The 25,642-nt window shown below is 71.4% G+C and carries 18 protein-coding genes; 9 read left to right on the top strand and 9 right to left on the bottom strand.

The annotated features are described in order from the left end of the window. Positions 1 to 34: 34 nt before the first annotated feature. Complete coding sequence (locus tag E0L36_RS18650) at positions 35 to 2,863, bottom strand: DUF6049 family protein (RefSeq protein WP_180930268.1); 2,829 nt, start codon at positions 2,861 to 2,863, stop codon at positions 35 to 37. 198 nt (positions 2,864 to 3,061) lie between these two features. On the opposite strand from E0L36_RS18650, the gene E0L36_RS18655 reads away from it, so the two are divergent. Then, on the top strand, positions 3,062 to 4,570 hold the full coding sequence (locus E0L36_RS18655; protein WP_219636986.1) for a CCA tRNA nucleotidyltransferase: 1,509 nt from the start codon (positions 3,062 to 3,064) through the stop codon (positions 4,568 to 4,570). A gap of 68 nt (positions 4,571 to 4,638) precedes the next feature. On the opposite strand, the gene E0L36_RS18660 is transcribed toward E0L36_RS18655, so the two are convergent. The 3 genes from E0L36_RS18660 to E0L36_RS18670 form a co-directional block, all read right to left on the bottom strand. Next, the gene (locus E0L36_RS18660; protein WP_180930269.1) at positions 4,639 to 5,970 is read right to left on the bottom strand and encodes an MFS transporter; all 1,332 of its coding nucleotides are present in this window, start codon (positions 5,968 to 5,970) and stop codon (positions 4,639 to 4,641) included. Between the two features lie 49 nt (positions 5,971 to 6,019). Beyond that, entirely contained in the window at positions 6,020 to 7,528 is a 1,509-nt protein-coding gene (locus E0L36_RS18665) for a glycosyltransferase family 87 protein (RefSeq protein ID WP_180930270.1), read from the bottom strand. A 190-nt stretch (positions 7,529 to 7,718) separates the two neighbouring features. Further along, a complete protein-coding gene (locus E0L36_RS18670) occupies positions 7,719 to 10,433 on the bottom strand; it encodes a transglycosylase domain-containing protein (protein WP_180930271.1) in 2,715 nt (904 codons plus the stop codon). Positions 10,434 to 10,940: 507 nt separating this feature from the next. Here E0L36_RS18670 and E0L36_RS18675 point away from each other — a divergent pair. Continuing rightward, positions 10,941 to 11,663 (top strand): PadR family transcriptional regulator, encoded by a 723-nt coding sequence (locus E0L36_RS18675; protein ID WP_180930272.1) that lies wholly within the window; start codon positions 10,941 to 10,943, stop codon positions 11,661 to 11,663. Positions 11,664 to 11,713: 50 nt separating this feature from the next. Continuing rightward, positions 11,714 to 12,796 (top strand): inositol-3-phosphate synthase, encoded by a 1,083-nt coding sequence (locus E0L36_RS18680; protein WP_180930273.1) that lies wholly within the window; start codon positions 11,714 to 11,716, stop codon positions 12,794 to 12,796. A gap of 238 nt (positions 12,797 to 13,034) precedes the next feature. Here E0L36_RS18680 and E0L36_RS18685 read toward each other — a convergent pair whose 3' ends face one another. From E0L36_RS18685 to E0L36_RS18695, 3 genes are all read right to left on the bottom strand, one after another. Continuing rightward, the gene (locus E0L36_RS18685; protein WP_180930274.1) at positions 13,035 to 14,066 is read right to left on the bottom strand and encodes an alanine racemase; all 1,032 of its coding nucleotides are present in this window, start codon (positions 14,064 to 14,066) and stop codon (positions 13,035 to 13,037) included. 84 nt (positions 14,067 to 14,150) lie between these two features. Continuing rightward, positions 14,151 to 15,269 (bottom strand): peptidoglycan bridge formation glycyltransferase FemA/FemB family protein, encoded by a 1,119-nt coding sequence (locus tag E0L36_RS18690; protein ID WP_180930275.1) that lies wholly within the window; start codon positions 15,267 to 15,269, stop codon positions 14,151 to 14,153. Between the two features lie 327 nt (positions 15,270 to 15,596). After that, positions 15,597 to 15,944 carry a hypothetical protein gene (locus E0L36_RS18695; RefSeq protein ID WP_258016330.1) on the bottom strand — a complete coding sequence of 116 codons (348 nt, stop codon included), beginning with the start codon at positions 15,942 to 15,944 and terminating at the stop codon, positions 15,597 to 15,599. A gap of 355 nt (positions 15,945 to 16,299) precedes the next feature. On the opposite strand from E0L36_RS18695, the gene rpsF reads away from it, so the two are divergent. The 4 genes from rpsF (at position 16,300) to rplI (ending at position 18,031) form a co-directional block, all read left to right on the top strand. Further along, complete coding sequence (gene rpsF / locus E0L36_RS18700) at positions 16,300 to 16,590, top strand: 30S ribosomal protein S6 (RefSeq protein ID WP_180930276.1); 291 nt, start codon at positions 16,300 to 16,302, stop codon at positions 16,588 to 16,590. A 122-nt stretch (positions 16,591 to 16,712) separates the two neighbouring features. After that, the gene (locus E0L36_RS18705) at positions 16,713 to 17,285 is read left to right on the top strand and encodes a single-stranded DNA-binding protein (protein WP_180930277.1); all 573 of its coding nucleotides are present in this window, start codon (positions 16,713 to 16,715) and stop codon (positions 17,283 to 17,285) included. A 46-nt stretch (positions 17,286 to 17,331) separates the two neighbouring features. Then, complete coding sequence (gene rpsR / locus E0L36_RS18710) at positions 17,332 to 17,568, top strand: 30S ribosomal protein S18 (RefSeq protein ID WP_003978893.1); 237 nt, start codon at positions 17,332 to 17,334, stop codon at positions 17,566 to 17,568. Positions 17,569 to 17,584: 16 nt separating this feature from the next. Further along, positions 17,585 to 18,031 (top strand): 50S ribosomal protein L9, encoded by a 447-nt coding sequence (rplI, locus tag E0L36_RS18715; protein WP_180930278.1) that lies wholly within the window; start codon positions 17,585 to 17,587, stop codon positions 18,029 to 18,031. A gap of 158 nt (positions 18,032 to 18,189) precedes the next feature. On the opposite strand, the gene E0L36_RS18720 is transcribed toward rplI, so the two are convergent. Then, entirely contained in the window at positions 18,190 to 19,518 is a 1,329-nt protein-coding gene (locus tag E0L36_RS18720) for an MATE family efflux transporter (RefSeq protein ID WP_180930279.1), read from the bottom strand. 886 nt (positions 19,519 to 20,404) lie between these two features. On the opposite strand from E0L36_RS18720, the gene E0L36_RS18725 reads away from it, so the two are divergent. After that, a complete protein-coding gene (locus E0L36_RS18725; protein WP_219636889.1) occupies positions 20,405 to 24,175 on the top strand; it encodes a replicative DNA helicase in 3,771 nt (1,256 codons plus the stop codon). A gap of 54 nt (positions 24,176 to 24,229) precedes the next feature. On the opposite strand, the gene E0L36_RS18730 is transcribed toward E0L36_RS18725, so the two are convergent. Next, positions 24,230 to 24,796 (bottom strand): ABATE domain-containing protein, encoded by a 567-nt coding sequence (locus E0L36_RS18730; RefSeq protein WP_180930281.1) that lies wholly within the window; start codon positions 24,794 to 24,796, stop codon positions 24,230 to 24,232. An 82-nt stretch (positions 24,797 to 24,878) separates the two neighbouring features. On the opposite strand from E0L36_RS18730, the gene E0L36_RS18735 reads away from it, so the two are divergent. Beyond that, entirely contained in the window at positions 24,879 to 25,565 is a 687-nt protein-coding gene (locus E0L36_RS18735) for a haloacid dehalogenase type II (protein WP_180930282.1), read from the top strand. Positions 25,566 to 25,642: the final 77 nt, after the last annotated feature.

Genomic DNA, 25,642 nt, shown 5'->3' on the forward strand with positions numbered 1-25,642 from the left:
GCAACCTACCCCTGCCCCTGCTCGGCCAGCTGACTCAACGGTCTACCTTCTCACCCGGGCCGGAGGGCGTGTCGCTTTCCCCGCCGGTGTCGTCACCGCCCCCGGACGTATCAGTCGTACCGGACGGGTTCGTGGCCTCGTCGGTGGGGTGGGCCACCTCGGAGGCGTTCTGGTCTGGGTTCCGCGGGTTCTCCGGGTTCGTACCGCTCTGTCGCGCGGGGGGAGGTCCGGACGCACCGGAGTCCGGACCGGCCGCCCGGTCACCGGACGCGGAGCCGGAGGCAGCCGGCGGAGCGGGGCGTTCCGAGGACGTCGACGGTCCGGAGGGGGTAGCCGGTTCCCCGGTGTCCGCGGCCGCGCGCTCCCCGTCGCCGGGTTCGGCGCCTCCGCCCTTCCCGGGGGCGCTCGCGTCGTCGGTCTCCGCGGAGTCGGACGCGTCTTCGGGACTGTCAGAGGTGTCGGCGTTCTCAGGGCTATCGGCGTTCAGCGGGGCGTCCGGGTCGGGGGCCGCTCCGCGCCGCTTGCGCTGGGTGTACATCCGGATTCCGGCGAGGACCACCAGCAGCACTCCGCCGGAGATCACGAGCAGCACCGTGGAGGTGATCGAGGTGACCTTCACCTTGAACTCCATCGGCTGCCCGTAAGGCTCCCCGTCCTTGGTGTAGAGCTGCGCCACCACCGTCGCGCGGCCGTTGGCCTTCGCCGTGGTCTCGAACTTCACCGACTGGCTGTGCCCGCCGTCCACCACCACCGGCTGCGGTTCGCCGACCTCCAAACCGATCCGGCGGCTGGAACTGAGTCGCAGCTCCAGCCCGTCGACCCGTTGCACCAGGTTGTTCTGCACGGTGACGGGGATGGTGGCGCTGCGCCCGGAGAGGGTGATGTCGGACTTCTTGATCAGGCGGACCTTCCGGACCAGCCCGAGCAGGTAGTCCCGCACGGATTCGCGGTACTCCGCGGCGGCGGCTGGCGAGTCCCGCCAGGAGGTGGACATGGTGCGGTGTATGGCGGTGCCGAAGGGGGTCACCACGCGGTCGTCCCGGGAGAGGATGACCTTGAAGTCGTCCAGGGTGGCGCGGGTCCGGCGGACCTCCTCGAAGGCCCGGGTCGGCAGTTCGCGTGCGCGGAGCGCCGCGGGATAGGCCCGGGCGGACGGAACGCGCCGGTTGGCCCGGGGGTCGGGCTTGGCCCGCGCGGTCTGGGCGAGGCTGGCGTGGGAGGTCCAGCGGCCACTCTCGTCCAGGGTGCGGATGGCGACCGCCATGGCCTGCGCCTGGGAGACGGTCGGCATACGCTGCGGCGCGACCAGGAGGTTGCGCCGCTGCGACGGATCCTGCGCGGCGATCACCTGGGCCTGTGCCAGGAACCGCTGGATCGCGCTGGTGGACCGCCCGGCTCGGGACATGTCCCCCTCGAACGCCTTGGACAGGTTGGCATCGGCCACGACGGCGGTGTTCCCGCCCCCGATCGGCCGGGGGGCGCTCGGAGTGTAGGGCAGGCCCCGGTCCTGCACGCTGTCGCTGCGCGCGATGACGTGGTGGGCCCCGGCGGAGGTGGCGACATCGACGATCGAGGAGTCCACCGCGCCGTCCACCGGCCAGGCGAAGTCCGTACTGGCCTCGGTCTCCAGCACCGTCTCCACGGTCCTGGCCGCCAGTTCGGTGGCGGGGCCCAGGCTGCTGAGGGCGTCCCGCACGCCCTTCCCGCGGTGCGCGAGGGAGGCCAGGTCCGGGTCGGCGAAGGGCAGCGCGACGACCTCGGGCGCGGCCCCCTTCGCCGTGGACCCCTCGCCGGGCTCCGGCGCCACCGCCCGCTGGAGGTCCCGCAGCCACTCCTTGGCGTGCTGCTGTGCGGTGCCCTCGGTGGTGCCACCGCCCTTCTTCCGCACTCGGTAGGGCTTGGTCATCATGTCGACGGCGGCCAGCAGGTCGGGGTCGACGACCCAGGTGACGGGCAGCTCACGGCCGAGCGTCACGAGCTGCTGGAGCCGGCCGCCCGGGGCGATCTGCCGGGCCAGGCTGTCGTCGAGGAAGACGGGGGTCTGCTGCTCGTCGGACTCGGTGCGCGCGGTGAGGTGGGAGTCGGAGATCAGCGGCCAGAGATAGGTGAGCTTGGCCCGCTTCTTGACCGCGCCGCGCTGCCAGGGGAGGAAGGACCGCTCGATGCCCAGCACCTGGTCGTAGGGGCGGGCCCGGGTCTTCCCGGTCAGCGAGACGCTGAGCTGGTACACCCCGTTCCGGTCCAGCTTCAGCGCGCTGACCGGCACCTCCAGCCGGAAGGTGCGGGAGATGCCCGGCCGCATCCCGGCGACCCGCACCGAGTGCTTCCGGCTGATCTCCGTGCCGTCCACTCCGGGGACGAAGTCCCGGCGCTTGGCGACGTGTTCCACCGCGCTGCGGGTGGTGAGCGGTGGGCCGACGCGCAGCCCGATCCGCCCGCCGCTGATCGTCGCCGCGCTCTTGTTGGTGACGGTTCCGGAGATGGTGAGGGTGTCGCCCGGTTCCGGTGCGGTCGGAGCGAGGTCGCTCAGCGAGAGGTCCGCCGAGCGGGAGCCGGTGGGCGCGGCGGAGGGGGCTGACGGGGCCGCGGACCGTGCCGCTCCCGTGGCGGCGGCGCTGACGGCGTGGGAGACGCCGCTCGCGCTGGCGCTGGTGGTGCCGCCCGTGGTGGCGGCTGGCCGCGCGGAGGCGCTGGTCGCGGGCAGGGCGGTCAGGGCGGCGGCGAGTAGCGGGAGGACGGTGCGGAGCGCGGTCCGCCTCCGTCGTAGTCGACGGCCTGGGACAGCCGTCGCGGGGTGGGCTTCTCCCGGGCCGCCTCGGCTGGGAGGGGCCGGAACCGCCGGAGTGTCAGCCGCCTCGGGCACGCGTTCGTCCGTCCCGTCGTCGTGTCGTGGTGCAGGGGCGTCCGGCGGCTGGCTGTCCGCCGTATCAGATCCCTGATGGTAACGAGGGGCCGAGGGCCGATGTGCCGCGGCGTGCCCCACGCGTCTCCGCGGGGCCGGGCTCCGGTGGTGACCGGGCGTGGACCCAGTGTGCGGGGTGGCAACGTACCCTTTGCTGTCGTGCCGAACGCCAAGAGTGACAGCCCGCAGACGCAGTCAGCCAACGAGCAGCTCAGCGCCGCGCAACGGCGTGGAGTGAGTGAGCTGCTCCGTGTCTCCCCGGTCGCCGACGAGCTGGCCCGCCGCTTCGAGGCGGCCGGTTTCCAGCTGGCGTTGGTCGGTGGTTCGGTACGGGACGCGCTGCTGGGGCGGCTCGGCAACGACCTGGACTTCACCACGGACGCCCGTCCGGAGCAGGTGCTGCGGCTCGTGCGGCCGTGGGCGGACGCGGTGTGGGACGTGGGGATCGCGTTCGGCACCGTGGGCTGCAAGAAGCAGGTACGGGAGGAGGGGACGGAGCAGGACTTCCTCCTGGAAATCACTACGTACCGGGCGGAGTCCTACGATCGGGACTCCCGTAAGCCGGAGGTGGCCTATGGCGACTCGATCGAGGCCGATCTCGCCCGCCGGGACTTCACCGTCAACGCGATGGCCGTGGCGCTGCCCGGCAAGACCTTCATCGACCCACACGGGGGGCTGGAGGATCTCGCCCGCCGGGAACTGCGCACCCCCGGCACCCCGGAGGAGTCCTTCTCGGACGATCCGCTGCGGATGATGCGCGCGGCGCGCTTCGCCGCGCAGTTGGACTTCGCGGTGGTCGAGGACGTCTTCCGGGCGATGCGCGAGATGGCGGACCGGATCAGCATCGTCTCCGCGGAGCGGGTGCGGGACGAGCTGAACAAGCTGATCCTGTCGCCCCATCCGCGGAAGGGGCTGCGCCTGCTGGTGGACTCCGGTCTCGCCGAGCGGGTGCTGCCCGAGCTGTCCGCCCTGCGGCTGGAGCGGGACGAACACCACCGGCACAAGGACGTGTACGAGCACACGCTGACGGTGCTGGAGCAGGCGATGGACCTGGAGGCCCCGGCGGGCGAACCGGGGGGCGGTCCGGACCTGACCCTGCGGCTGGCGGCGCTGCTGCACGACATCGGCAAGCCGCGGACGCGTCGCTTCGAGAAGGACGGGCGGGTCTCCTTTCACCACCACGAGGTGGTGGGCGCGAAGATGACCAAGAAGCGGATGACGGCACTCAAGTATTCCGGGGAGCTGGTGAAGGACGTGAGCCGACTCGTGGAGCTGCATCTGCGCTTCCACGGGTACGGCACCGGCGAGTGGACCGACTCCGCCGTGCGCCGCTACGTACGGGACGCCGGTCCGGTCCTGGACCGGCTCCACAAGCTGACCCGCTCGGACTGCACCACCCGGAACAAGCGACGGGCCAACGCGCTCTCCCGCGCCTACGACGGGCTGGAGGAGCGGATCGCGCGGCTCAAGGAGCAGGAGGAGCTGGACGCGATCCGCCCGGATCTGAACGGCAACGACATCATGGAGGTCCTGGAGGTGCCGCCCGGCCCGGTGGTGGGCGCGGCCTACCAGTTCCTGCTGGAACTCCGGCTGGAGCGCGGGCCGATGGAGCGAGAGGACGCCGTCGAGGCGCTCCGGCAGTGGTGGGCGGCGCGCGAGCGGGACTGATGGGCGGAGCACTCCGGGATGTTTCTTCCTGCCGGGTGCCCGACGTGGGTGCCCGGGAGGGCTTCGGGTTACGGAGCGGCGGTGTCCGGCGCTTCGTTAGCGGGTGTTTCACGTGAAACGGCGGCGCGGGAACGCCTCGTGACGAGAAGGGCCAGGGCGGTCCCGGCGTACAGCAGCGCCACGGTGATCACCAGGGGCACCGAGCGGCCGTCCGGAGGCAGTATCAGCGCGGCGACCCCGGCGGCGGCGACGAACGCCACGTTGAACAGCATGTCGTAGAGGGCGAAGACGCGGCCCCGGAAGGCGTCGTCCACCGTGGTCTGCACGGTGGTGTCGGTAGCGATCTTCGAGCCTTGTGTCACCAAACCCAGGACGAAGGCGGCCACCATCATCGGCGCCGCGGCGAAGGGCAGGGCCAGCGCGGGCTCCAGGAGCGCGGGCGCCGCCGCGCACAGCGTGAGCCACCCGAAGGCGCCGAACCGCTGCACTATCCAGGGCGTGATGACGGCGGCGACGAAGAAGCCGAACCCGGAGATGGTGACGGCGAGCCCCAGCAGCCCGATCCCGCCCTCGGGGTCCTCGCCGTCCGACCAGGCGTACCGGCAGAGCATCAGCAGCAGCACGGTCAGGGCGCCGTAGCAGAACCGCATCATCGACATCGCGGCCAGCGAGTGGGCCGCGGGGCGGCGCTCTCCGAGGTGCCGGAGTCCGGCGAGGAGTCCGCGGGCGGTGCTGGCGACCGCCGCCAGCACCCGGGGCTGTACCTGGCGTGCGTCCGGCCCGAGTTGGTCGGCGGTCATCCGGAGTGCCGAGAGTCCCGCGAGGAGGTAGAGCGCCGCGCCCGTGGCCACCACCGCCGCGTCGGCGGCCCGTCCGCCGGAGGGGCCGATGAACCGCACCGCGAACGCCACCCCGCCGCCCGCGGTGGCGGCCAGGGTTCCGGCGGTGGGCGAGAGGGAGTTGGCGATGACCAGCCGCTCCTCGTCCACCACTCGCGGGAGCGAGGCGGAGAGCCCGGCGAGGATGAACCGGTTGACGGCGGTGACGGAGAGCGCGGAGAGGTAGAACAGCCACTCCGGAACGGCGCCCAGCACCAGTGCGGCGGTGCCCAGGGCGAGTAGTGCCCGCAGCAGGTTGCCGAAGAGCAGCACCTGGCGTCGCCGCCACCGGTCGAGGAGCACTCCGGCGAAGGGGCCGAGCAGTGAGTACGGGAGCAGCAGGACGGCCATGGCGGAGGCGATCGCGGCGGGGGAGGTCTCCTTCTCCGGGGAGAACACCACGTAGGTCGCGAGGGCCACCTGGTAGACGCCGTCCGCGAGTTGGGAGAGCAGCCGGACGGTGAGGAGCCGCTGGAAGCCGGGGAAGCGCAGCAGGGTCCGGAGATCACGTACGACAGCCATCGGCCAGCCTCACAGGGTTGGCGCCGTTTCACGTGAAACAGCGCTCAGTTCACGGTCGTCCCCACCGCACGTGGGTCTCCTTGGGCGGGGACGTGGTGCCGTAGGGAGGCGGCGGTGTGCTCCTCCGGTCGGTGCCGGGGGTGCTGAGGACGAAGGTGTCGGGTGCGCGGTCCAGGACGCCGCCCGCCGGATCGTCGGAGCCGTCCTGACGGACCGGGTCGTACTCCGGCAGCAGCGCGTCGCGCACTATCAGAGCACACAGGTAGAGGGTGCCGAGCAGGTGGGCGACGATCACCACGTGGTAGCCCTCGGGAGGCAGCCCCTGGTGCTTGTCGCCGCCCTGGGTGTAGGCGATGTACATCCAGACACCCAGGAAGTACAGACACTCGCAGGCCTGCCAGATGAGCATGTCGCGCCACTTGGGGCGGGCCAGCACCGCGAGCGGGATCAGCCAGAGCACATACTGCGGTGAGTAGACCTTGTTGGTGAGGATGAAGAGCGCGACGACCAGGAAGGCCAGCTGGGCCAGCCGGGGGCGGCGCGGTGCGGCCAGGGCCAGCCAGGCGATCCCGAGACAGCCGACGACCATCAGCGCGGTGGCGATGGTGTTCACGGTGTCGCGATCTAGCTCGCCGTCCCAGCGCTGGTTGATGACGAGCCAGAAGGAGCCGAAGTCGACGCCGCGCTTCTGGCTGAAGGTGTAGAACTTCGCCCAGCCCTGCGGGGCGAGCGCCATCACGGGGACGTTCACCACCGCCCAGGCGACGAGGGCGCCGCCCAGCGCCTGGAAGAAGGCCCGCCAGCGTCCCGCGCGCCAGCAGAGCAGCAGCAACGGCCCCAGGAGCAGCGCCGGGTAGAGCTTCGCGGCGGTGGCGAGGCCGATCAATACCCCGGCGGCGAGCGTCCTGCTCCGGGACCACATCAGTAGGGCGGCCGCGGTGAGTGCCACGGCCAGCAGGTCCCAGTTGATGGTGGCGGTGAGCGCGAGGGCGGGGGCGAGCGCGAGGAGCAGCGCGTCCCAGGGGCGCCGCCGGTGGGTGCGGGCCACGCAGACGGTCATGACCACGGCGCAGACCATCAGCATGCCGGCGTTGACCAGCCAGTAGTGCTGTTGCCGGGCCACGTCCCCGTCCCCGAAGGTCAGCCAGGCGGCGACCTTCATGAACACCCCGGTGAGGACCGGGTATTCGAGGTACTCCATATCGCCGTCCAGGCGGTCGAAGTAGGGGATGAGCCCGTCAGCGAAGCCGCGGCCGCCGAAGAGGTGCGGGATGTCGGAGTAACAGGCGTGCACGTACTGGCTGGTGGGGTCGCCGGAGAACCAGGAGCCGTCGTAGCACGGCAGCTTCTGCACCATCCCGAGGGCGAACATCCCGATCGCCACCAGCACGATCACCCGCACCGGGGACCACCACTGGCCGCCGGTCAGCGCGCGCCGCCCGAGCGGGCCGCCGAGCAGCTCGCTGCCCGCTCGCGCTGTCTGGTCCTCCTCGGTGGGGCGTACGCGGTTCGCCGTCGTGGGGGCGCCGGGCCGGTCGCTGGGGTACGCGCGCGTCATGGGCACATCCTGCCGTACGGCGTCCGCCGTCCGTGCGGCACGGAGCCGGTGCGCGACGGGGCCGGGGCGGGGTCCCTCCACCACTTCGGCCCCGGACTCCAGCTCCCGTGGGGGCTGGGGTCCGGGGCCGGGGTTCAGCGGAGCGGGACCCAGGGGGTTACCGCGTCAGCTCCGGGGGTGTGGGGCGGTGTCATTCCTCGGTGCGCGCGCCCATCGGCCCACCGAATATCCCTCCGTTGTCGTTCCCTCCGTTGCCCGGGCCTCCGTCGGCTCCGCCGTCTCCGCCGCCGCCGTCCTGACCGCCGTTCTGGCCACCGTTGTCGGCTCCGCCGTCTCCGCCGGTCTGCCCCTCGTTCTCCTTGCAGGGGATGTCCCAGTCGGCGCAGGTGTCGGTTGGATCCGGGGTCGGGGAGGGGCTGTCCTCGTCGTCCGACGGGCTCTCGGAGGGCTCGTCGCTGGGCTCCGGCTCCTCGGGAGTGTCGGTGGGGGTGGGCTGTGGGGTGGGGCTGGCGCCGTCGCCGTAGACCTTCTCGCCGATCGGGGTCGGCTCCGGGAACGGCAGCGCCTTTGTGCCCTTGAGCGCGCCGGTCATGTAGGCCGTCCAGATCTCAGCGGGGAAGGAGGCGCCGTGGATCTTCTTCTGGCCGCCGGTGCCGAACATGGAGAGGAACTTGGGGTTCTTCGCCTGGTCGTCGGCCCGCCACATGCCGATGGTCGTGGACAGCTGCGGGGTGTACCCGGAGAACCAGGCCGAGCGGTTGTCGTCGGTGGTGCCGGTCTTGCCCGCCGCCGGGCGGTTGAGGCCCTGGGCGGCCGTGCCGGTGCCCTTCTTGACCACCGTCTCCAGCACGCTCGTCACGTTGTTGGCGACCGCCGGGTCGAAGGCGGGCTTGGTCTCCGCGTCGTGTTCGTAGGGCGGTTCGCCCTCCTTCTCGATGCGGGTGACGGAGTAGGGCTCGGCGGCCATCCCGCTCTTGGCGAAGGTGCCGTAGGCGTTCGCCATCCGGATCGCGCTGGGCGCCGAGGTGCCGAGCGAGAAGGTCGGGGTGAGCGAGGCCATGCTGGCGTCGTCCTTGAGTCCGGCCCGGACCGAGGCCGCCTTCACCTCCTTCAGCCCGACGTCCATCCCGAGCTGGATGAAGGGGGTGTTGACGGAGTGCTGCATCGCGGTGCGGAGGTCGACCTTGCCGTAGTCCTTACCGCCGTCGTTCTTCTGATGCCACTCCTTGCCGTCCTTGTCGTGCCAGATCTCCCCGCGGTAGTCGCGCAGTTTGATCTTGTTGTCGCCGTCGTAGACGCTGGTCGGACTGACCTTCTTGCGTTGGTCCTCGCCCTGGTCCTCCGGCCCGGCGGGGTTGCGCACGCCGTCCTTCATCGCGGCCGCCAGCACGAACGGCTTGAAGGTCGAACCGACCTGGACGCCGGTGTAGTCCGCGTTGTTGTTGAAGTGCTTCGTCGCGTCGCTGCCGCCGTAGATCGCCTGGATCGCTCCGTCGCCCGGCTTCACCGAGGCCCCACCGAACTGGACGTACTTGTCGGTCTTCGGGCGCTTCTTCGCGTCGATGTTGCGCTTCTCCACCGTTTCGACGGCCCGCTTCAGGGCGCCCGTCTTCTTCTTGTCGAAGGTGGTGTAGATCTTGTAGCCGCCCTTGTCGAGCTGCTGCTTGGTGATCCCGGTATCCGGGTTGCTGGTGATGGAGTTGTTCGCCAGCTCCACCATGTAGCCCTTCTGGCCCTTGAGTCCGGTGGCGGGCTTGGGCGGATCCGGGTCGGGGAAGCCCTTGCCGACGTACCGGTCCCGGTCGGACTTGGACATCTTGCCGATCTCGACCTGCCGGTCCAGCGTCCACTTCCAGCGGGCCTTGGCCCGGCTCTCGTTCTTCTCCTTGGTGGCGATGGAGCCGTAGCCGCCGGCCGGGTCGTACAGGTTGGGGCCGTTCAGCACGGCGGAGAGGAACGCGCTCTGGCTCGGGTCGAGTTTGTCGGAGTCGACGCCGTAGTAGGCCTGGGCGGCGGACTGGATACCGTACGCACCGCGGCCGTAGTAGGCGGTGTTGAGGTATCCGGAGAGGATGTCCGGCTTGTCCTCCTTGGCGCCCACCTTTATGGAGATGAACAGCTCCTTGACCTTTCGCGAGACCGTCTGCGAATTGTCCAGGTAGGTGTTCTTCACGTACTGCTGGGTGATGGTGGAACCGGACTGGGTGTCGCCGCCGGTCGCCATCCGCGCGACCGCGCGCGCGATGCCCATCGGGTCAACGCCCTTGTCCTGGTAGAAGGTCTCGTTCTCCGCCGCGATCACCGCCCACTGCATCGACTGCGGGATCTTCGACAGCGGCACGACCTGACGGTTCTCGTCCCCGCCACCGGCCACGGCCATCTGGCTCTTGTCGGACCAGTAGTAGACGTTCTTCTCGGACTTGGCCGCGGCCTGGGCGTCCGGCACCTGCACCATCCACAGCCCGATGCCCACCAGCCCCACCAGCAGCCCCAGGAACGCGACGCAGAGGCCCAGGACCTGTTTCCAGGAGGGCATCCAGCGCCGCATCCCCTGCTTGGTGGAGCGGGGGTAGTCGATCAGCCGCTTCTTCGGGGGCTCCGGGCGTCCGCGTCCGCGCGGGCCTCTGGGTCCCTCCCCGGTGCCTCCGCCGCGCCTGCCGCCGCCTCCGCCTCCACGGGCCCCCCCGGCCCCCGCGCCCGCGGCGACGGACGCCTGCTGCCCGGTGGCGCGGCGCCTTCCGCCGCTTCCTCCCGTTGCGCGGGGCGCCGCCCTGCGGGCTGCTGCGCGGCTGCCGTTCGAGGTCGGTGACGCGCCATGGGACGCCGCCGCTCGGCCGGACGCCGGCGGCTGCTGCGCTGCGCGTCGACCGCGCCCCTGCGGCGGCTTTCGACGGTGCTCGCTCATTGGAACAGCTACTCCTCGGGCAGGCGGTCGTTGCGCCTGAAGGTGGCAGTTGACTTCTGGTCCCCCCGAGTGCGGCAGCTCCGGCTGACCGAATCTGGCCGCACCGCACCCCGGGCGAGGACGTGTGGGCGCCCCGTGTGGTTCCCCGTGGTGGTCTGCACAGCGGACAGACTACGCAGCTCCAAAACCTCCGTGGAGGCACATTCGCCTCAATCGCCGCACAGCGACTGTGACGAATCAGTGATCTGAATCCCTTCCCCCCACCCCCTCTTGTCGGTTGGGGCCTCGGTCTCTATCGTCGAGATGTATCGAGCCGATACATCGGGTTGACCGATCGGATGTCCGGGCCCAACGGCGAGCCCCGGTAGCCAGATCCGGCCGCCCTCCGGCTACCGGCGGGACGGGCAGGTCAGGGGGTATCCCGTCGCCCGGTGCCGGTTCGGCGGCCGGAGCACACCGGACGGGAGCGCGCGGAACGCGTCGGGGATCGTGAGTGGGGAGGCGGAGATGGGCAGGCGCTCCGGAATTCTTGAGTTCGCCGTGCTCGGCCTGCTCCGTGAGTCCCCGATGCACGGGTACGAGTTGCGGAAGCGGCTCAACACCTCGCTGGGCGTCTTCCGCGCCTTCAGTTACGGCTCGCTCTACCCGTGCCTCAAGGCGCTGGTGCAGTGCGGCTGGCTGGTGGAGGAGAGCGGTCCGGAACCACGGGAGACCGCCGGGCAGTCCGCCCAACTCTCCGGCCGCCGGGCGAAGATCGTCTACCGGCTGACGGGCGAGGGCAAGGAGCGGTTCGAGGAGTTGCTCGCCCAGACCGGCCCGGACGCCTGGGAGGACGAGCACTTCGGTATTCGGTTCGCGTTCTTCGGCCAGACCTCACGCGACGTCCGGATGCGGGTCCTGGAGGGGCGGCGCAGCCGACTGGAGGAGCGGCTCGCGAAGATGCGGGCCTCCCTCGCCCGGACCCGTGAGCGGCTGGACGACTACACGCTGGAGCTGCAACGGCACGGCATGGAGTCCGTGGAACGCGAGGTCCGCTGGCTCAACGAGCTGATCGAGAGCGAGCGGGCAGGGCATGACCGCCGGGACGCCGCCGAGGAGTCGGCGGAGTACCGCGCGGAGCAAGCGGGCGGTCAGACCCGGCACCGGGACGCCGATTCCTCGGCGGCTTCCGGGGAGCACTCCCCGGGGGGCACGTCCGGGCCGGATCCGTCCGGTGAGACCGACAAGTGAGCCCCGCAACGAGCGCGGGGCTCGGCGAGAACACACAGGGAGTAACCGGAATGGGTTCGGTTCGCGTAGCCATCGCAGGTGTGGGCAACTGCGCCGCCTCACTGGTGCAGGGCGTCGAGTACTACAAGGACGCCGACCCTGACAGCAGGGTGCCCGGGCTGATGCACGTCCAGTTCGGCGACTACCACGTGCGGGACGTGGAGTTCGTCGCCGCCTTCGACGTGGACGGCAAGAAGGTCGGCCTCGACCTCTCGGACGCCATCGGCGCCAGCGAGAACAACACCATCAAGATCTGTGACGTGCCGCCGAGCGGGGTCCCGGTGCAGCGCGGGCACACCCACGACGGGCTGGGGAAGTACTACCGGCAGACCATCGAGGAGTCGACCGCCGAGCCGGTGGACGTCGTCCAGGTGCTCCGCGACACCCAGGCCGACGTGCTGGTCTGCTACCTGCCGGTGGGCTCGCAGACGGCGGCCGAGTTCTACGCCCAGTGCGCCCTCGACGCGGGGGTGGCCTTCGTCAACGCGCTGCCGGTGTTCATCGCGGGGACCAAGGAGTGGGCGGACAGGTTCACCGCCGCCGGGGTGCCGATCGTCGGTGACGACATCAAGTCCCAGGTGGGCGCGACTATTACGCACCGGGTGATGGCCAAGCTGTTCGAGGACCGGGGCGTCATCCTGGACCGCACGATGCAGCTGAACGTCGGCGGCAACATGGACTTCAAGAACATGCTGGAGCGGGAGCGGCTGGAGTCCAAGAAGATCTCCAAGACCCAGGCGGTCACCTCGCAGATCCCCGACCGGGACCTCGGCGCGGACAACGTGCACATCGGCCCGTCCGACTTCGTGGCCTGGCTGGACGACCGCAAGTGGGCCTACGTCCGCCTGGAGGGCCGGGCGTTCGGCGACGTGCCGCTGAACCTGGAGTACAAGCTGGAGGTCTGGGACTCCCCCAACTCCGCCGGGGTCATCATCGACGCGCTGCGCGCCGCGAAGATCGCCAAGGACCGTGGGATCGGCGGGCCGATCCTCTCCGCGTCCTCGTACTTCATGAAGTCGCCGCCCGTGCAGTACTTCGACGACGAGGCGCGGCGCAACGTCCAGCGCTTCATCGACGGCGAGTCCGAGCGCTGAGCCACCCCGGAGGGGGAACGGCGTCCGGCGGTCCCCGCCGTGAGCGGACCGCCGGACGCTGAGCGCGACTGAGCGCACCCGGACACGGAACGACCGTGTCCGGGTGCGAACTGGCCGTCGTGCGGCCGGAGATGACCGTATGGGGCCGGAGACGACCGTCTCCCGCCGCGAGCCAGCCCGGCGGCGAGCGCCCCGCCGGGCGCTTCACCGCACGCGGCTCAGCGGTGGTGCACGCGGCTCAGCGGTCCACCGCGCGGTCCACCATCGTCGTGGTGTGCCGCAGATGCGCCGTCAGCTCCTCGCCCACGCGCGGCTCCGGAGCGTCCGACGGGACGAACAGGATGGACACCTGCATGTGCGGCGGCTCGGCGAACCACCGCTGCTTACCGCCCCACACGAACGGCGAGAGGTTGCGGTTCACGGTGGCCAGCCCGGCCCGCGCCACGCCCTTGGCGCGCGAGGTCATCCCGTGCAGCGCCTTCGGGGACTCCAGCCCCACCCCGTGCGAGGTGCCGCCCGCGACGACGACCAGCCAGCCGTCGCCGCCCGCCTTCTGCTGGCGGTAGCCGAAGCGGTCCCCCTTCGCGACCGGGGTGACGTCCAGCACCGTGCCCCGGTACTCCGTCGCGTCGTGGTCGCCCAGCCACAGCTGGGTGCCGATCCGCGCGCGGAACCGCGTCTGCGGGAACTGCTGCTGCAACGTGGCGAACTCATCCGGCTTCAGATGGCTGACGAACATCGTGTCCAGCGGCAGCCGGGCCGTGCGCAGCCGGTCCATCCAGCCGATGACCTCCTCCACCGCGTCCGAGCCGTCCGCCCGGTCCAGCGGCAGGTGGATCGCGAAGCCCTCCAGCCGCACCTCCCCGATGGCCGCGTGCAGATGGGGCAGGTCCGCCTCGGTGACGCCGTGCCGCTTCATGCTGCTCATCACCTCGATGACCACCCGGGCCCGGCGCATCAGTCCCAGCCCCTCGACCGAGGAGACCGAGCGGATCGCGCGGTCCGGGAGCGGCACCGGCTCCTCGTCCCGGCGGTACGGGGTCAGGACCAGCAGGTCACCGCTGAAGTAGTCCTTGATCCGCGCCGCCTCGTACGTCGTCCCCACGGCGAGCACGTCGGAGCCGAAACGGGTGGCCTCCTCCGCGAGCCGCTCGTGGCCGAACCCGTAGCCGTTGCCCTTGCAGACCGGGACGATGCCGGGGAACTGCTGGAGCACCGACTGCTGGTGCGCCCGCCAACGAGTGGTGTCGACGTAGAGGGTGAGCGCCATGGCCGGTACGCAACCTTTCCTGTGGGATGTGGACGGGGGCGCACCACCCGCCGGGGCGGCGCACGCCGCCCGGCGATGCGGTGCTCAGCGCCGCGACATGTAGATGTCGAGCGCCTTGTGCAGGAGCTTGTTCAGCGGGAAGTCCCACTCACCGAGGTACTCGGCGGCCTCTCCGCCCGTACCCACCTTGAACTGGATCAGACCGAAGAGGTGGTCGTTCTCGTCCAGCGAGTCGCTGATGCCCCGCAGGTCGTAGACGTTCGCCCCGAGCGCGTAGGCGTCCTGGAGCATCCGCCACTGCATGGCGTTCGACGGCCGGACCTCCCGCTTGTGGTTGGCCGAGGCGCCGTACGAATACCAGACGTGCCGGCCGACCACCAACATCGTGGCCGCCGCGATGCGTTCGCCCTCGTGTTCCGCGAAGTAGAGCCGCATCCGGTTCGGGTCCTCGGCGTTCAGCACCCGGAACATCCGCTCGAAGTACGCCTTCGGCCGCGGGCGGAACCGGTCCCGCTCGGCGGTGATCTCGTACAGCCGCTGCCAGTCGTCCAGGTCCTGCGGTCCGCCCTGGACCACCCGGACCCCCGCCTTGTCGGCCTTCTTGATGTTGCGGCGCCACAGCTGGTTGAAGCCCTTGTGCACCTCGTCCAGCGACCGCTCCTGCAGCGGCACCTGGAAGACGTAGCGCGGCTGGACGTCCCCGAAGCCCGCGCCGCCGTCCTCGCCCTGCTGCCAGCCCATGCGGCGCAGGCGGTCCGACACCTCGAAGGCCCGCGGCTCGATGTGAGTGGCCTCGACGTCGCGCAGCCGCTTGACGTCCGGGCTCTGGATGCCCCGCTTGATCGCGGCGGCGTCCCAGCGGCGGATCACCACCGGGGGGCCCATCTTCACCGAGAAGGCGCCCTGTTGCTTGAGGTGCGCCAGCATCGGCTGGAGCCAGTCCTCCAGGTTCGGCGCGTACCAGTTGATGACCGGCCCCTCGGGGAGGTACGCCAGGTACCGCTTTACCTTGGGCAGTTGCCGGTAGAGCACCAGCCCGGCGCCGACCATCCGCCCCTCGGTGTCGAACCAGCCCAGACTCTCCGACCGCCACTCGCTCTTGACGTCCGCCCAGGCGGGCACCTGACAGTGGCTGGCCGACGGCAGGCTCTGGATATAGGCCAGATGCTGCTCACGGCTGACGGTCCTCAGGGTCAGACTCATGCGGGACGCTCCTCCGGCGAGCTCAGGCGGTTGGGGCACCCCCAGGCCCACTTCTGGGGGAGGCTCGCCGGGCAGCCTACTGCGCAGCGGCGGGCCTCGTTCGGGGTGCCCGGCAGCCGCCCCGTCCCGCGGGACGGTCGTCACGGTGCGGGGGCGCCCGCGCCGGATCGTGGAGAGGGCGGAGACGGGGGCGCGTGGACGAGCGCGGGGAGCGGGTCCGCCACCGAGTGGCCCCGGCCGGTCACCGAGCGCCCCGGAACCGGGACGTCCGAGGCCGGGGCGCCCGCGCGGCGGGGCGCCCCGGCCGGACCCGGCGGCCGGTCCGGGTCAGAACACCAGGCCGCCGTGGGCCATGGCGAGATAGAAGCCGACGGCCGAGGCGCCGAGCCCGATGATCAGGACGAAGCGCTCCCCCGTGGTCGCGGAGATCATCTGGCCCCAGGCCCCGGTGAGGATGCCCACCAGGCCCGTCCAGCCGCTGATCACGTGGAGACCGGGCCACAGCGCCGTGACGAAGGCCACCACGCCCAGGAGCAGGGTCGCCGCGGCGAAGGAGTTCTCGACCGGGTGACTGCGGCCGTCGGTGTTGAGCAGCGCGCGGGGGTTGAGGGTGTGCGGGAACTGCTGTCCGTGTGCCCGGGAGCGGGGGGCTCCCTGGTGTGCTGGCTGTGCCATTCGGCACCTCCTGACAGAGGCGGCGCATTATGGCGCCGCGCACGGCTTAGATGTCCAGGTTGCGGCGACAACCTCCCGGATTTCAACCGGACGGCGGCGGGGAGGTAGGCTGTCGCGTCTGCGTCGTCTCATGGGTCACTCCGAGCCCCCGTCGTACGAGCCCGGCCGCACGAGTACACGAGTACCCGTGCGTACGCACTCCGTCCGACGGTCCCCGTGACCACGTGCTCACCGCATGTGTCACGGCTGTCGCCCGGCGGGTCCCCGGACCCGGCCCACGGCACGACGCGTACGCATACGACCCTCCTGCCACGGAACGCCCGTGGCCGCTGAGTCCAGAGGAGGTGGGTTCCACATGCGTCACTACGAGGTCATGGTGATCCTCGACCCGGAGCTGGAGGAGCGCGCTGTCTCCCCGCTGATCGAGAACTTCCTTTCCGTCGTCCGCGGTGGCGGCGGCAAGGTCGAGAAGATCGACACCTGGGGCCGTCGCCGTCTCTCCTACGAGATCAAGAAGAAGCCCGAGGGGATCTACTCCGTCATCGACCTCCAGGCCGAGCCCTCGGTGGTCAAGGAACTCGACCGCCAGATGAACCTGAACGAGTCGGTTCTGCGGACCAAGGTCCTCCGCCCCGTCGGCCGTTGAGCGTTCCCGCTCGACGGATGACGACAGGCAACGCGTAGCACCCGCACTTCCGCGCTTCTCCCGTGCCGTCCGGTACGGGCGGTGCCACCACAGCAGCACGCAGTACCGCTGAGAGGTTCCCCATGGCAGGCGAGACCGTCATCACGGTCGTCGGCAATCTCGTCGACGACCCCGAGCTGCGCTTCACCCCGTCCGGAGCGGCGGTCGCGAAGTTCCGCGTCGCGTCCACTCCGCGCACCTTCGACCGGCAGACCAACGAGTGGAAGGACGGCGAGAGCCTGTTCCTGACCTGCTCGGTCTGGCGGCAGGCCGCGGAGAACGTCGCCGAGTCGCTCACCAAGGGCGTGCGGGTCGTCGTGCAGGGCCGTCTGAAGCAGCGTTCGTACGAGGACCGCGAGGGCATCAAGCGCACGGTCTACGAGCTGGACGTTGACGAGGTCGGTGCCAGCCTCCGCAACGCAACCGCGAAGGTCACCAAGACCACCGGCCGTGGTGGTCAGGGCGGCGGCTTCGGCGGCGGTGGCGGCGGCTGGGGCGGCCAGGGTGGCGGTCCGCAGCAGGGGGGTGCCCCCGGCGGTGACCCGTGGGCCACCGGCGGTCCGGCCGGTGGCGGCCAGGGCGGCGGCGGTGGCGGCTGGGGCGGTGCCCCCGGCGGCGGCGGTGGCGGCGGCTACTCGGACGAGCCGCCCTTCTAGGGCGCGCTCACAGCTGCACACTTCTTGAACTTTCTGGAGAGAGACAATGGCGAAGCCGCCTGCTCGCAAGCCTAAGAAGAAGGTTTGCGTGTTCTGCAAGGAGAAGATCTCCTACGTCGACTACAAGGACACGAACCTGCTGCGGAAGTTCATTTCCGACCGTGGCAAGATCCGTGCCCGCCGGGTCACCGGCAACTGCACCCAGCACCAGCGGGACGTCGCGACGGCCGTGAAGAACAGCCGCGAGATGGCTCTGCTGCCCTACACCTCGACCGCTCGCTAAGGAAGGATGACGACTCATGAAGATCATCCTTAAGCAGGAGGTCACCGGCCTCGGAGCGGCGGGCGACGTCGTCGAGGTGAAGGACGGGTACGCCCGGAACTACCTGCTCCCGCGTGGGTTCGCGATCAGCTGGACCAAGGGCGGCGAGAAGGACGTGGCGCAGATCCGCCGCGCCCGCCGACTGCACGAGATCGCCACGATCGAGCAGGCCAACGAGGTGCGTGGGCAGCTTGAGGGCGTCAAGGTGAAGCTCGGTGTGCGCGCGGGTGACCAGGGCCGTCTATTCGGCTCCGTGACCCCGGCGGACATCGCGCAGGCCATCAAGGACTCCGGCGGTCCCTCGGTGGACAAGCGCCGGATCGAGCTGGTCTCGCCGATCAAGACTCTGGGCTCGCACCAGGTCTCGGTGCGGCTGCACCCCGAGGTCGACGCGAAGGTCGACATCGAGGTCGCCGCCGCCTGACGCCCGCTCCGCGCGGCCGGTCGGCCGTGCGGACGCGCGCGTACGGCGTGCCGAACTCCGTGGCCCGCCCCTTTCGAGGGGCGGGCCACAGCCGTGTCGTCTCCTTTCCGGAGCGCGGCGGCGGAGCCGGGCGGTGGGAGCCGGGTGCCGGGGCCGGGTCAGCGGGTGGCGCCGGAGATCACCCAGCGGCCGGAGCGGGCCCGGAGCCAGAGCGTCACGAGCCGGACCGACATCATCAGCCCGGCGAAGCTCAGCCAGAGCGCCGCGAGTCCGCCGCCCAGCGCGGGTACGGCCAGCGCCACCGGGGCGAAGACGGCCAGCGTGACGAGCATCGCCCCGGCGAGGTACGGGCCGTCCCCCGCGCCCATCAGCACGCCGTCCAGGACGAAGACCACCCCCGCGATGGGCTGGGTGACGGCGACGACCAGCAGTACCGCGGTCAGTTCGTCGAGGACCGCCCGGTCACTGGTGAACAGCGGCATGAACAGCGGGCGGGAGGCGATGACCAGCAGCCCGAGCACGATGCCGGAGGCGACGCCCCACTGGACCATGCGGCGGCAGATCGCGCGGGCCCCGGACTCGTCCCCGGCGCCCAGGTACCGGCCGATGATCGCCTGGCCCGCGATGGCGATGGCGTCCAGCGCGAAGCTCAGCAGCGTCCAGAGGGTCAGGGTGATCTGGTGGGCGGCGATCTGCGCGTCCCCGAGGCGGGCGGCGACCGCGGTGGCGATCATGAGCACCGCGCGCAGTGAGAGCGTGCGGACCAGCAGCGGCGCCCCGGCCTGTGCGCAGGCGCGGATCCCCGCGGCGTCCGGGCGCAGATCCACGCCGTGCCGGGTGGCCCCGCGGATCACCACGCGGAGGTAGACGGCGGCCATCCCGCACTGGGCGAGCACGGTGCCCCAGGCGGAACCGGCGACGCCGAAGCCCAGGCCGTACACCAGCACCACGTTGAGCAGCACGTTGGCGGAGAAGCCGGCGATGGCGACGTAGAGCGGGGTCCTGGTGTCCTGGAGTCCGCGCAACACCCCGGTGGCCGCGAGCACCACCAGCATCGCGGGGATGCCGAGCGCGCTGATCCGCAGGTAGGTGACCGCGTGCGGGGCGGCGGACGAGGAGGCGCCGAAGAGGTCGACCAGCGCGGGCGCGGTCGGCAGGAGGACGGTGACGACGGCGGCGCCGAGCAGCAGCGCCAGCCAGATGCCGGAGACGCCCTGGCGGAGGGCGGAGGGCAGGTCGCCCGCACCGACCCGGCGGGCGACGGCCGAGGTGGTGGCGTAGGCGAGGAAGACGAAGATGTTCACGCCGGTCTGGAGCAGCGCGGCGGCGACGCCGAGTCCGGCGAGGTGGGCGGTGCCGAGGTGACCGATGATCGCGCTGTCGGCCATCAGGAAGAGGGGTTCCGCGACGAGCGCGCCGAAGGCCGGGAGGGCGAGCGCGATGATCTCGCGATCGTGTCGGCGCACACTCGGCGCGGCAGCAGTCATACGTTCGATTCAAGCATCCACAAGTAATGAGCACAATGCAATGTGGTCTATTACATTCGGTGGTGGGGGCGTTGGGGGGCGGTGCGGCCGACGGCCGGAACCGACGAGGGGGAAACTCGTCCCCGGATTTTTTCCCCGCACAGGCGGTGGACGCTGTTTCCGCAGATCAGCGGGTGTCCTCGGGAGTTGGTGAGAACTTCTCCACAGTACTGTCCCCCGGCTCGTGCACAGCTTTCCCCGGGTTGTCCACAGGGTGCGGCGCGGTATCCACAGATGCTCACCGGGCCCTGTGGATAACACAGTTGGTGGAACCCCGTCCGCCGCCTACCGTAGTCAGGCGCCCCCGGCGTATCGCCGCCCGTCTCCCGTCCCAGCGGGACACGGCGCACCGCCAGCGGAGCACCGGCCCGGCGCCGTTCGCCGGGTGGGCTGAAGCGTCAGGAGCACCCTGGAACACCAGGGCCGTCGGGAACAGGCCGCCGGCCCGGACAGCCCGTCGGGACCGGCGGCCATCCGTACGGATGGACCCGTTCGGTGCGGAGGACTCGTTCGACAGACCGGTTCTGGCGGAGCGCGCCGCTGGACGGCCGTGTCAGAGCGGGCCGAGAGACTGTGCCGTAGGCCGGCGGGGCCACCCGCGGTGGATACGTCCGTGCCGCGGCGCCGGAGGAAGGAGGGGGCGGTGACTCAGCAGCCCGAGCACGTCGAGGATTTCTGGGCTCCGGAGTTCAGCCCCGAGCCGCGCTTCCCCAGCGCCCGGCGTCGTTCCCAGGACCGTTTCGACGGCGACCCGGAGACGCACGAGCGCGGTGGCGAGGGCGGCACGGGCGGCTTCGAACGGGTGCCGCCGCAGGACCTGGAGGCCGAGCAGTCGGTGCTCGGCGGCATGCTGCTGTCCAAGGACGCCATCGCCGACGTGGTCGAGGTGATCAAGGGCCACGACTTCTACCGTCCGGCACACGAGACGATCTACCAGGCCATCCTCGACCTCTACGCCAAGGGCGAGCCCGCCGACCCGATCACCGTGGCCGCCGAACTCACCAAGCGCGGTGAGATCACCCGCGTCGGCGGCCCGGGGTACGTCCAGGGCCTGGTGCAGACCGTTCCGACGGCCGCCAACGCCGAGTACTACGCCGAGATCGTCCACGAACGGGCGGTGCTGCGCCGCCTGGTGGAGGCCGGAACCCGGATCACGCAGATGGGATACGCGGCGGACGGCGATGTGGACGACATCGTCAACACCGCGCAGGCCGAGATCTACGCGGTCACCGAGCAGCGCACCACCGAGGACTACCTGCCGCTGGGCGACATCATGGAGGGCGCGCTCGACGAGATCGAGGCGATCGGCTCCCGCAGCGGGCAGATGACGGGCGTACCCACCGGCTTCACCGACCTCGACTCGCTGACCAACGGCCTGCACCCGGGCCAGATGGTGGTGGTCGCCGCGCGCCCCGCGATGGGCAAGGCGCTCGCCCTCGACACCCCGCTCCCCACCCCGGCCGGGTGGACGACGATGGGCGAGGTCCGCGTCGGCGCGGAGCTGCTGGACGCCACCGGCCGCCCCACCCGGGTCACGGCCGCGACCCCCGTCCTCGACGGCCGCCCCTGCTATGAGCTGACCTTCTCCGACGGCAGCGTCCTCCTCGCGGACGCCGAGCACCAGTGGACGGGCTGGTGCGCCGACTTCCCCGGGGCCCACCCCCCGCGCTGGGCGGCGGAGACGGCCCCGTCCGCTGCCGTGCCGGGGCCCGAGGGCCCGGCGGGCAGCCTGACCCGGACGACGGAGTGGCTGGCGGCCAACCTGCGCGCGGGCGGCCCGGACTTCGCGATTCCGGCGGCCGAACCGCTGGTGGGCGAGGCGGTGGCGCTGCCAGCCGACCCCTATCTGCTGGGTGCCCTGCTCGGGGGCGCACCACGCGTCCTCGCGCCCGCCCCCGTCCCGGCCTCCGCGCCCGTCCCGGCCTCCGTCCCCGCGCCGTCCCGGGAACGTGCCCCCGTCAGCGAGTTGGCCCCCGTCCAGGGAAGCCCGTCCGCCGTGGAGCCCGTTCCCGTCCCGGAGTCCGGGGAGCCGGGGGCGGGGTGGCCGTCCGGGGAGTCCGTGCTGCGCTGCGCCGTGGGTGACGAGCGGGCGCTGGGCGAGGAGTTGACGGCGGCCGGGGCGGAGGTGCGTCCCCTGGGACCGGGACGGCTCGGCGTCCGGGCCGGGCGCGGCGGCGCCAGCGCCGGGCGGGCGCTGGAGCGGGCGGCGCGTGGCGGGTGGCCGGAGGGCTGGTCGCGCGGCGCCTTCCCGCAGCGGCTGGCGCTGGCCCAGGGCATGGTCGACGCGGCCGGTGAGGTGGACGCCACGGGCGCTGTCCGCCTCACCCACGCCGACCGGCGGGTCGTTGAACGCTTCCGGGAGCTGATGGCCGGGCTGGGCTGTGTGCCCCGGTTGCGCCGGGCGCCGTCGGGGTCCGGGCGGCGGACGGCCGGGGGCTGGGAGGTGCGGGTTCCCGCGCGGCTTCCGCTGGCCCGGCTGCCGCGTAAGGCGCTGGCGGCGCGCACCGACTGGGGCTGGGCCGAGACGGGCCGCACGGTCACCGGGGCGCGCCAGGTGCCGAGTGTGCCGGTGCGCTGTGTGCAGGTGGACAACCCGGCCCGGCTGTACCTCGCGGGCCGGACGATGATCCCCACCCACAACAGCACGCTGGCCCTGGACTTCGCGCGGGCCTGCTCGATCAAGCACAGCATGCCGAGCGTCATCTTCTCTCTGGAGATGGGGCGGAACGAGATCGCGATGCGGCTGCTCTCCGCCGAGGCGCGGGTGGCCCTGCACCACATGCGGTCCGGCTCGATGACGGACGACGACTGGACGCGGCTGGCCCGGCAGATGCCGGGGGTCACGGACGCCCCGCTGTACATCGACGACTCCCCGAACCTGTCGATGATGGAGATCCGCGCCAAGTGCCGCCGCCTCAAGCAGCGCAACGACCTGCACCTGATCGTCATCGACTACCTCCAGCTGATGCAGTCGGGCGGATCGCGCCGTCCGGAGAGCCGTCAGCAGGAGGTGTCGGAGATGTCCCGGAACCTCAAGCTGCTGGCGAAGGAGCTGGAGGTTCCGGTGGTGGCGCTCTCGCAGCTGAACCGAGGCCCGGAGCAGCGCACCGACAAGAAGCCCATGGTCTCCGACCTGCGCGAATCGGGGTGCATGACGGCTGACACCACGCTCCTGCGCGCGGACACCGGGGCGCCCGTCACCTTCACTGAGCTGCTGGAGAACGGGCATGAGGGCGTGCTCGTGTGGTCCCTGGACGAGCACCGGCGGATGGTTCCGGCGCCGGTCACGAACGTCTTCCCGTCCGGCACGAAACCGGCCTACCGTCTGCGGCTCGCCTCCGGTCGTGAGGTGAAGGCGACCGCCAACCACCCGTTCCTGACCTTCGGCGGGTGGACGCCCCTGGGCGACCTCGACGTCGGGGCGCGGGTCGCCGTCCCCCGGGTCACCCGCGCACCCGTCGGAGCGGGGTTGGGCTGGTCGCGGCTCCGTATCGGCCTGCTCGCCCACCTCATCGGAGATGGCCGCGTACTGCGGAAGCAGCCCGTCCACTACACCTCGAACGACGAGGCCAACCTGGACTTCGTCGAGGCGGCGGCCCAGGCGGAGTTCGCCATCACGCCCCGCCGGGTCCAGCGGGAGACGCGGTGGCACAGCTACCTGCCCGCACCGCACGGGTGCGCGCACGGCAAGCGCGATCCGCTGCACGCGTGGTTCGCCGAACTCGGAATCGAGGATCTGCGGTCCTTCGACAAGCGGATTCCCGACGTGCTGTACCGCGCCAGCGACGACGAGGTCGCCACGTTCCTCCGGCACCTGTGGGCCACGGACGGCAGCGTCTGGCTCCCGGAACAGGGCGAGAAGTCCGGCCCCCGGGTCCACTACTCCACGTCCAGCCGTCCGCTCGCCGACGGCGTCGCACGCCTCCTCTCCCGTTTCGGGATCGTCGCGAGAATCAGGAAGGTCACCAAGCCGGGGTACGACAAGCCCGGCTATCAGGTGGACGTCTCGGGCGGACCGAGTATGCGTGCCTTCTGCCAGCACATCGGGGTTCACGGGCGGCGCGGGGAGTCCGTCGCCCGGCTCCGGGCCGAACTCGACAGCCGGGCGGTCGACCCGAACGTCGACTCCATCCCCCGTGAGGTGTGGAGCATGGTCAAGGCCGAACGCGTCCGGGCGGGACTCACCGAGCGCCAGTTCCAGGCCGCCATCGGCGCGAACCACCGCGGCACCGCCCTCTATGAGACCTGCGTGTCGCGGGAGCGCCTGAGCCGGTGCGCGGAGGTTCTCGACTCCGAGCTGCTGCGATCCGTCGCCGCCGATGACGTGTTCTGGGATCGGGTGGTGGAGATCGAACCCCTGGGCGAACAACCGGTCTACGACGCGACGGTGAAGGGCACGCACAACTTCATCGCCGACGGCATCGCCGCCCACAACTCCATCGAACAGGACGCCGACCTCGTCATCCTGCTGCACCGGGAGGACGCCTACGAGAAGGAGTCACCCCGCGCCGGTGAGGCGGACCTGATCGTCGCGAAGCACCGTAACGGCCCCACGGCCACCATCACCGTCGCCTTCCAGGGCCACTACTCCCGCTTCATGGACATGGCCCAGACCTGAGCCTCCGTCGCGCCGCCGTGGGTGGTGTGGCCGGGGTTCGGCGGTGGGGATCTCTCAGGGTGCCCGCTCGGGGGTACGGCCCTCGGCGGCGGCCCGTCGGCGCGCGCGGTAGGCGGCTGCCTTGACGCGGTTGCCGCACGCCTCCATCCCGCACCAGGTGCGCCGGGCGCCGCGCGACCGGTCGAGGTAGACGCGGGTGCAGTCGGCGCGGCCGCACTCCTTGAGGTGGGCGTGGGGGTCGGCGAGCACGGCGATGCCTCTTCGGGCGATGTGGGAGAGGGCCGCGCGCAGGTCTCCGGACAGGTGCAGCCCGGCGTCGCTGAGCTGGACGCCCGGCACCGGTCCGGCGGCCATGGCGTTGACGACGCGGAGGCTGTCCGGTGCGAAGGGCTGGCCGCGCACGCGGTCGAGCGCGAGCGTGTAGACCGCCTCGCGCAGCGACAGCGCGGAGTCGAAGGTCGCGGGGTCGGCGGTGACGGCGGCGGGCAGTTCCTCGCAGGCGGCGACCCAGCGTTCCAGGTCGGCGGGTGTGGCCAGGAGGTCCACCGGCTCGTCGCGGCGAGAGCCCACGGTGGCGGCCAGATCGAGGGCCGGGTTGCCGCTCACGAACGCGAAATCCACGTGACCATCTTGACCGGTGACGCAGCCGGTGACAAGGTCGTCACCTGTTGAACAGGTGACGCACAGGTGCGGGGGAGAGCGCATGGACGAGATCCGCCATATCGACGTCGTCGTCTTCGACGTCCTCGGAACACTGGTCGACGAGCCCGGTGGACTCCGCGCGGCGATCCGTGAGGCGGTGCCCGCATCCGACGACGCCTCCGTCGAGGCGCTGCTCACGCTGTGGCGGGAGCACGTCGCGCTCCAGCAACAGCGGATCGCGAGCGGCCGCCGGGCGTACGCCAGCACCGAGGTCATCGACGCCGAAGCCGCCCGGCGGGTGGCCGACCACGCCGGAGTGGACGAGCCCGCGACCCTCGCCCGGCTGGCCACGGCGGGTCAGCGGCTGTCCCCCTGGGACGACTCGGTCGCCGCTCTGGAGCGGTTCGCGCGGCGGTTTCCCGTTCTGGGACTCTCCAACGCGAGCCGGACCGCGCTGCCGCGCCTCAACGCATACGCCGGGCTGCGCTGGCACCAGGCCCTGTCCGCCGAGTCCGCCCTGGCCTACAAACCGGCTCCGGAGGTCTACCAGCTGGCCCTCGACACGGCCGGATGCCCGCCCGAGCGCGTGCTGATGGTGGCGGCGCACGCCTGGGACCTGCGCGGGGCCCGGGAGCGTGGCATGCGGACCGCCCACGTCCCGCGACCGGCCGGTGATCCGCCGAGCCGTCCCGACGACTGCGAGCTGCGGTTCGACAGTCTGGACGCGCTCCTCGCCGCGCTGGGCTGAGGCCCGCCGGGAGGACGGGACCGGTCCGGGCTCTCCGGCTGCGGAGGCCGAACCCGCCGGTATCGAGGGGGCGTTGG

This window comes from Streptomyces sp. AJS327 (assembly GCF_013450295.1).
Taxonomy (GTDB): Bacteria; Actinomycetota; Actinomycetes; order Streptomycetales; family Streptomycetaceae; genus Streptomyces.

Bases quoted from the DNA above. Each gene is read 5' to 3' on its own strand.
- E0L36_RS18695 (WP_258016330.1), bottom strand. From the start codon at position 15,944: ATGGCACAGCCAGCACACCAGGGAGCCCCCCGCTCCCGGGCACACGGA.
- E0L36_RS18660 (WP_180930269.1), bottom strand. From the start codon at position 5,970: ATGGCTGTCGTACGTGATCTCCGGACCCTGCTGCGCTTCCCCGGCTTC.
- E0L36_RS18735 (WP_180930282.1), top strand. From the start codon at position 24,879: ATGGACGAGATCCGCCATATCGACGTCGTCGTCTTCGACGTCCTCGGA.
- E0L36_RS18670 (WP_180930271.1), bottom strand. From the start codon at position 10,433: ATGAGCGAGCACCGTCGAAAGCCGCCGCAGGGGCGCGGTCGACGCGCA.
- E0L36_RS18665 (WP_180930270.1), bottom strand. From the start codon at position 7,528: ATGACGCGCGCGTACCCCAGCGACCGGCCCGGCGCCCCCACGACGGCG.
- E0L36_RS18675 (WP_180930272.1), top strand. From the start codon at position 10,941: ATGGGCAGGCGCTCCGGAATTCTTGAGTTCGCCGTGCTCGGCCTGCTC.
- E0L36_RS18705 (WP_180930277.1), top strand. From the start codon at position 16,713: ATGGCAGGCGAGACCGTCATCACGGTCGTCGGCAATCTCGTCGACGAC.
- E0L36_RS18685 (WP_180930274.1), bottom strand. From the start codon at position 14,066: ATGGCGCTCACCCTCTACGTCGACACCACTCGTTGGCGGGCGCACCAG.
- E0L36_RS18720 (WP_180930279.1), bottom strand. From the start codon at position 19,518: ATGACTGCTGCCGCGCCGAGTGTGCGCCGACACGATCGCGAGATCATC.
- E0L36_RS18690 (WP_180930275.1), bottom strand. From the start codon at position 15,269: ATGAGTCTGACCCTGAGGACCGTCAGCCGTGAGCAGCATCTGGCCTAT.
- rplI (WP_180930278.1), top strand. From the start codon at position 17,585: ATGAAGATCATCCTTAAGCAGGAGGTCACCGGCCTCGGAGCGGCGGGC.
- rpsF (WP_180930276.1), top strand. From the start codon at position 16,300: ATGCGTCACTACGAGGTCATGGTGATCCTCGACCCGGAGCTGGAGGAG.
- rpsR (WP_003978893.1), top strand. From the start codon at position 17,332: ATGGCGAAGCCGCCTGCTCGCAAGCCTAAGAAGAAGGTTTGCGTGTTC.
- E0L36_RS18725 (WP_219636889.1), top strand. From the start codon at position 20,405: ATGCTGCTGTCCAAGGACGCCATCGCCGACGTGGTCGAGGTGATCAAG.
- E0L36_RS18680 (WP_180930273.1), top strand. From the start codon at position 11,714: ATGGGTTCGGTTCGCGTAGCCATCGCAGGTGTGGGCAACTGCGCCGCC.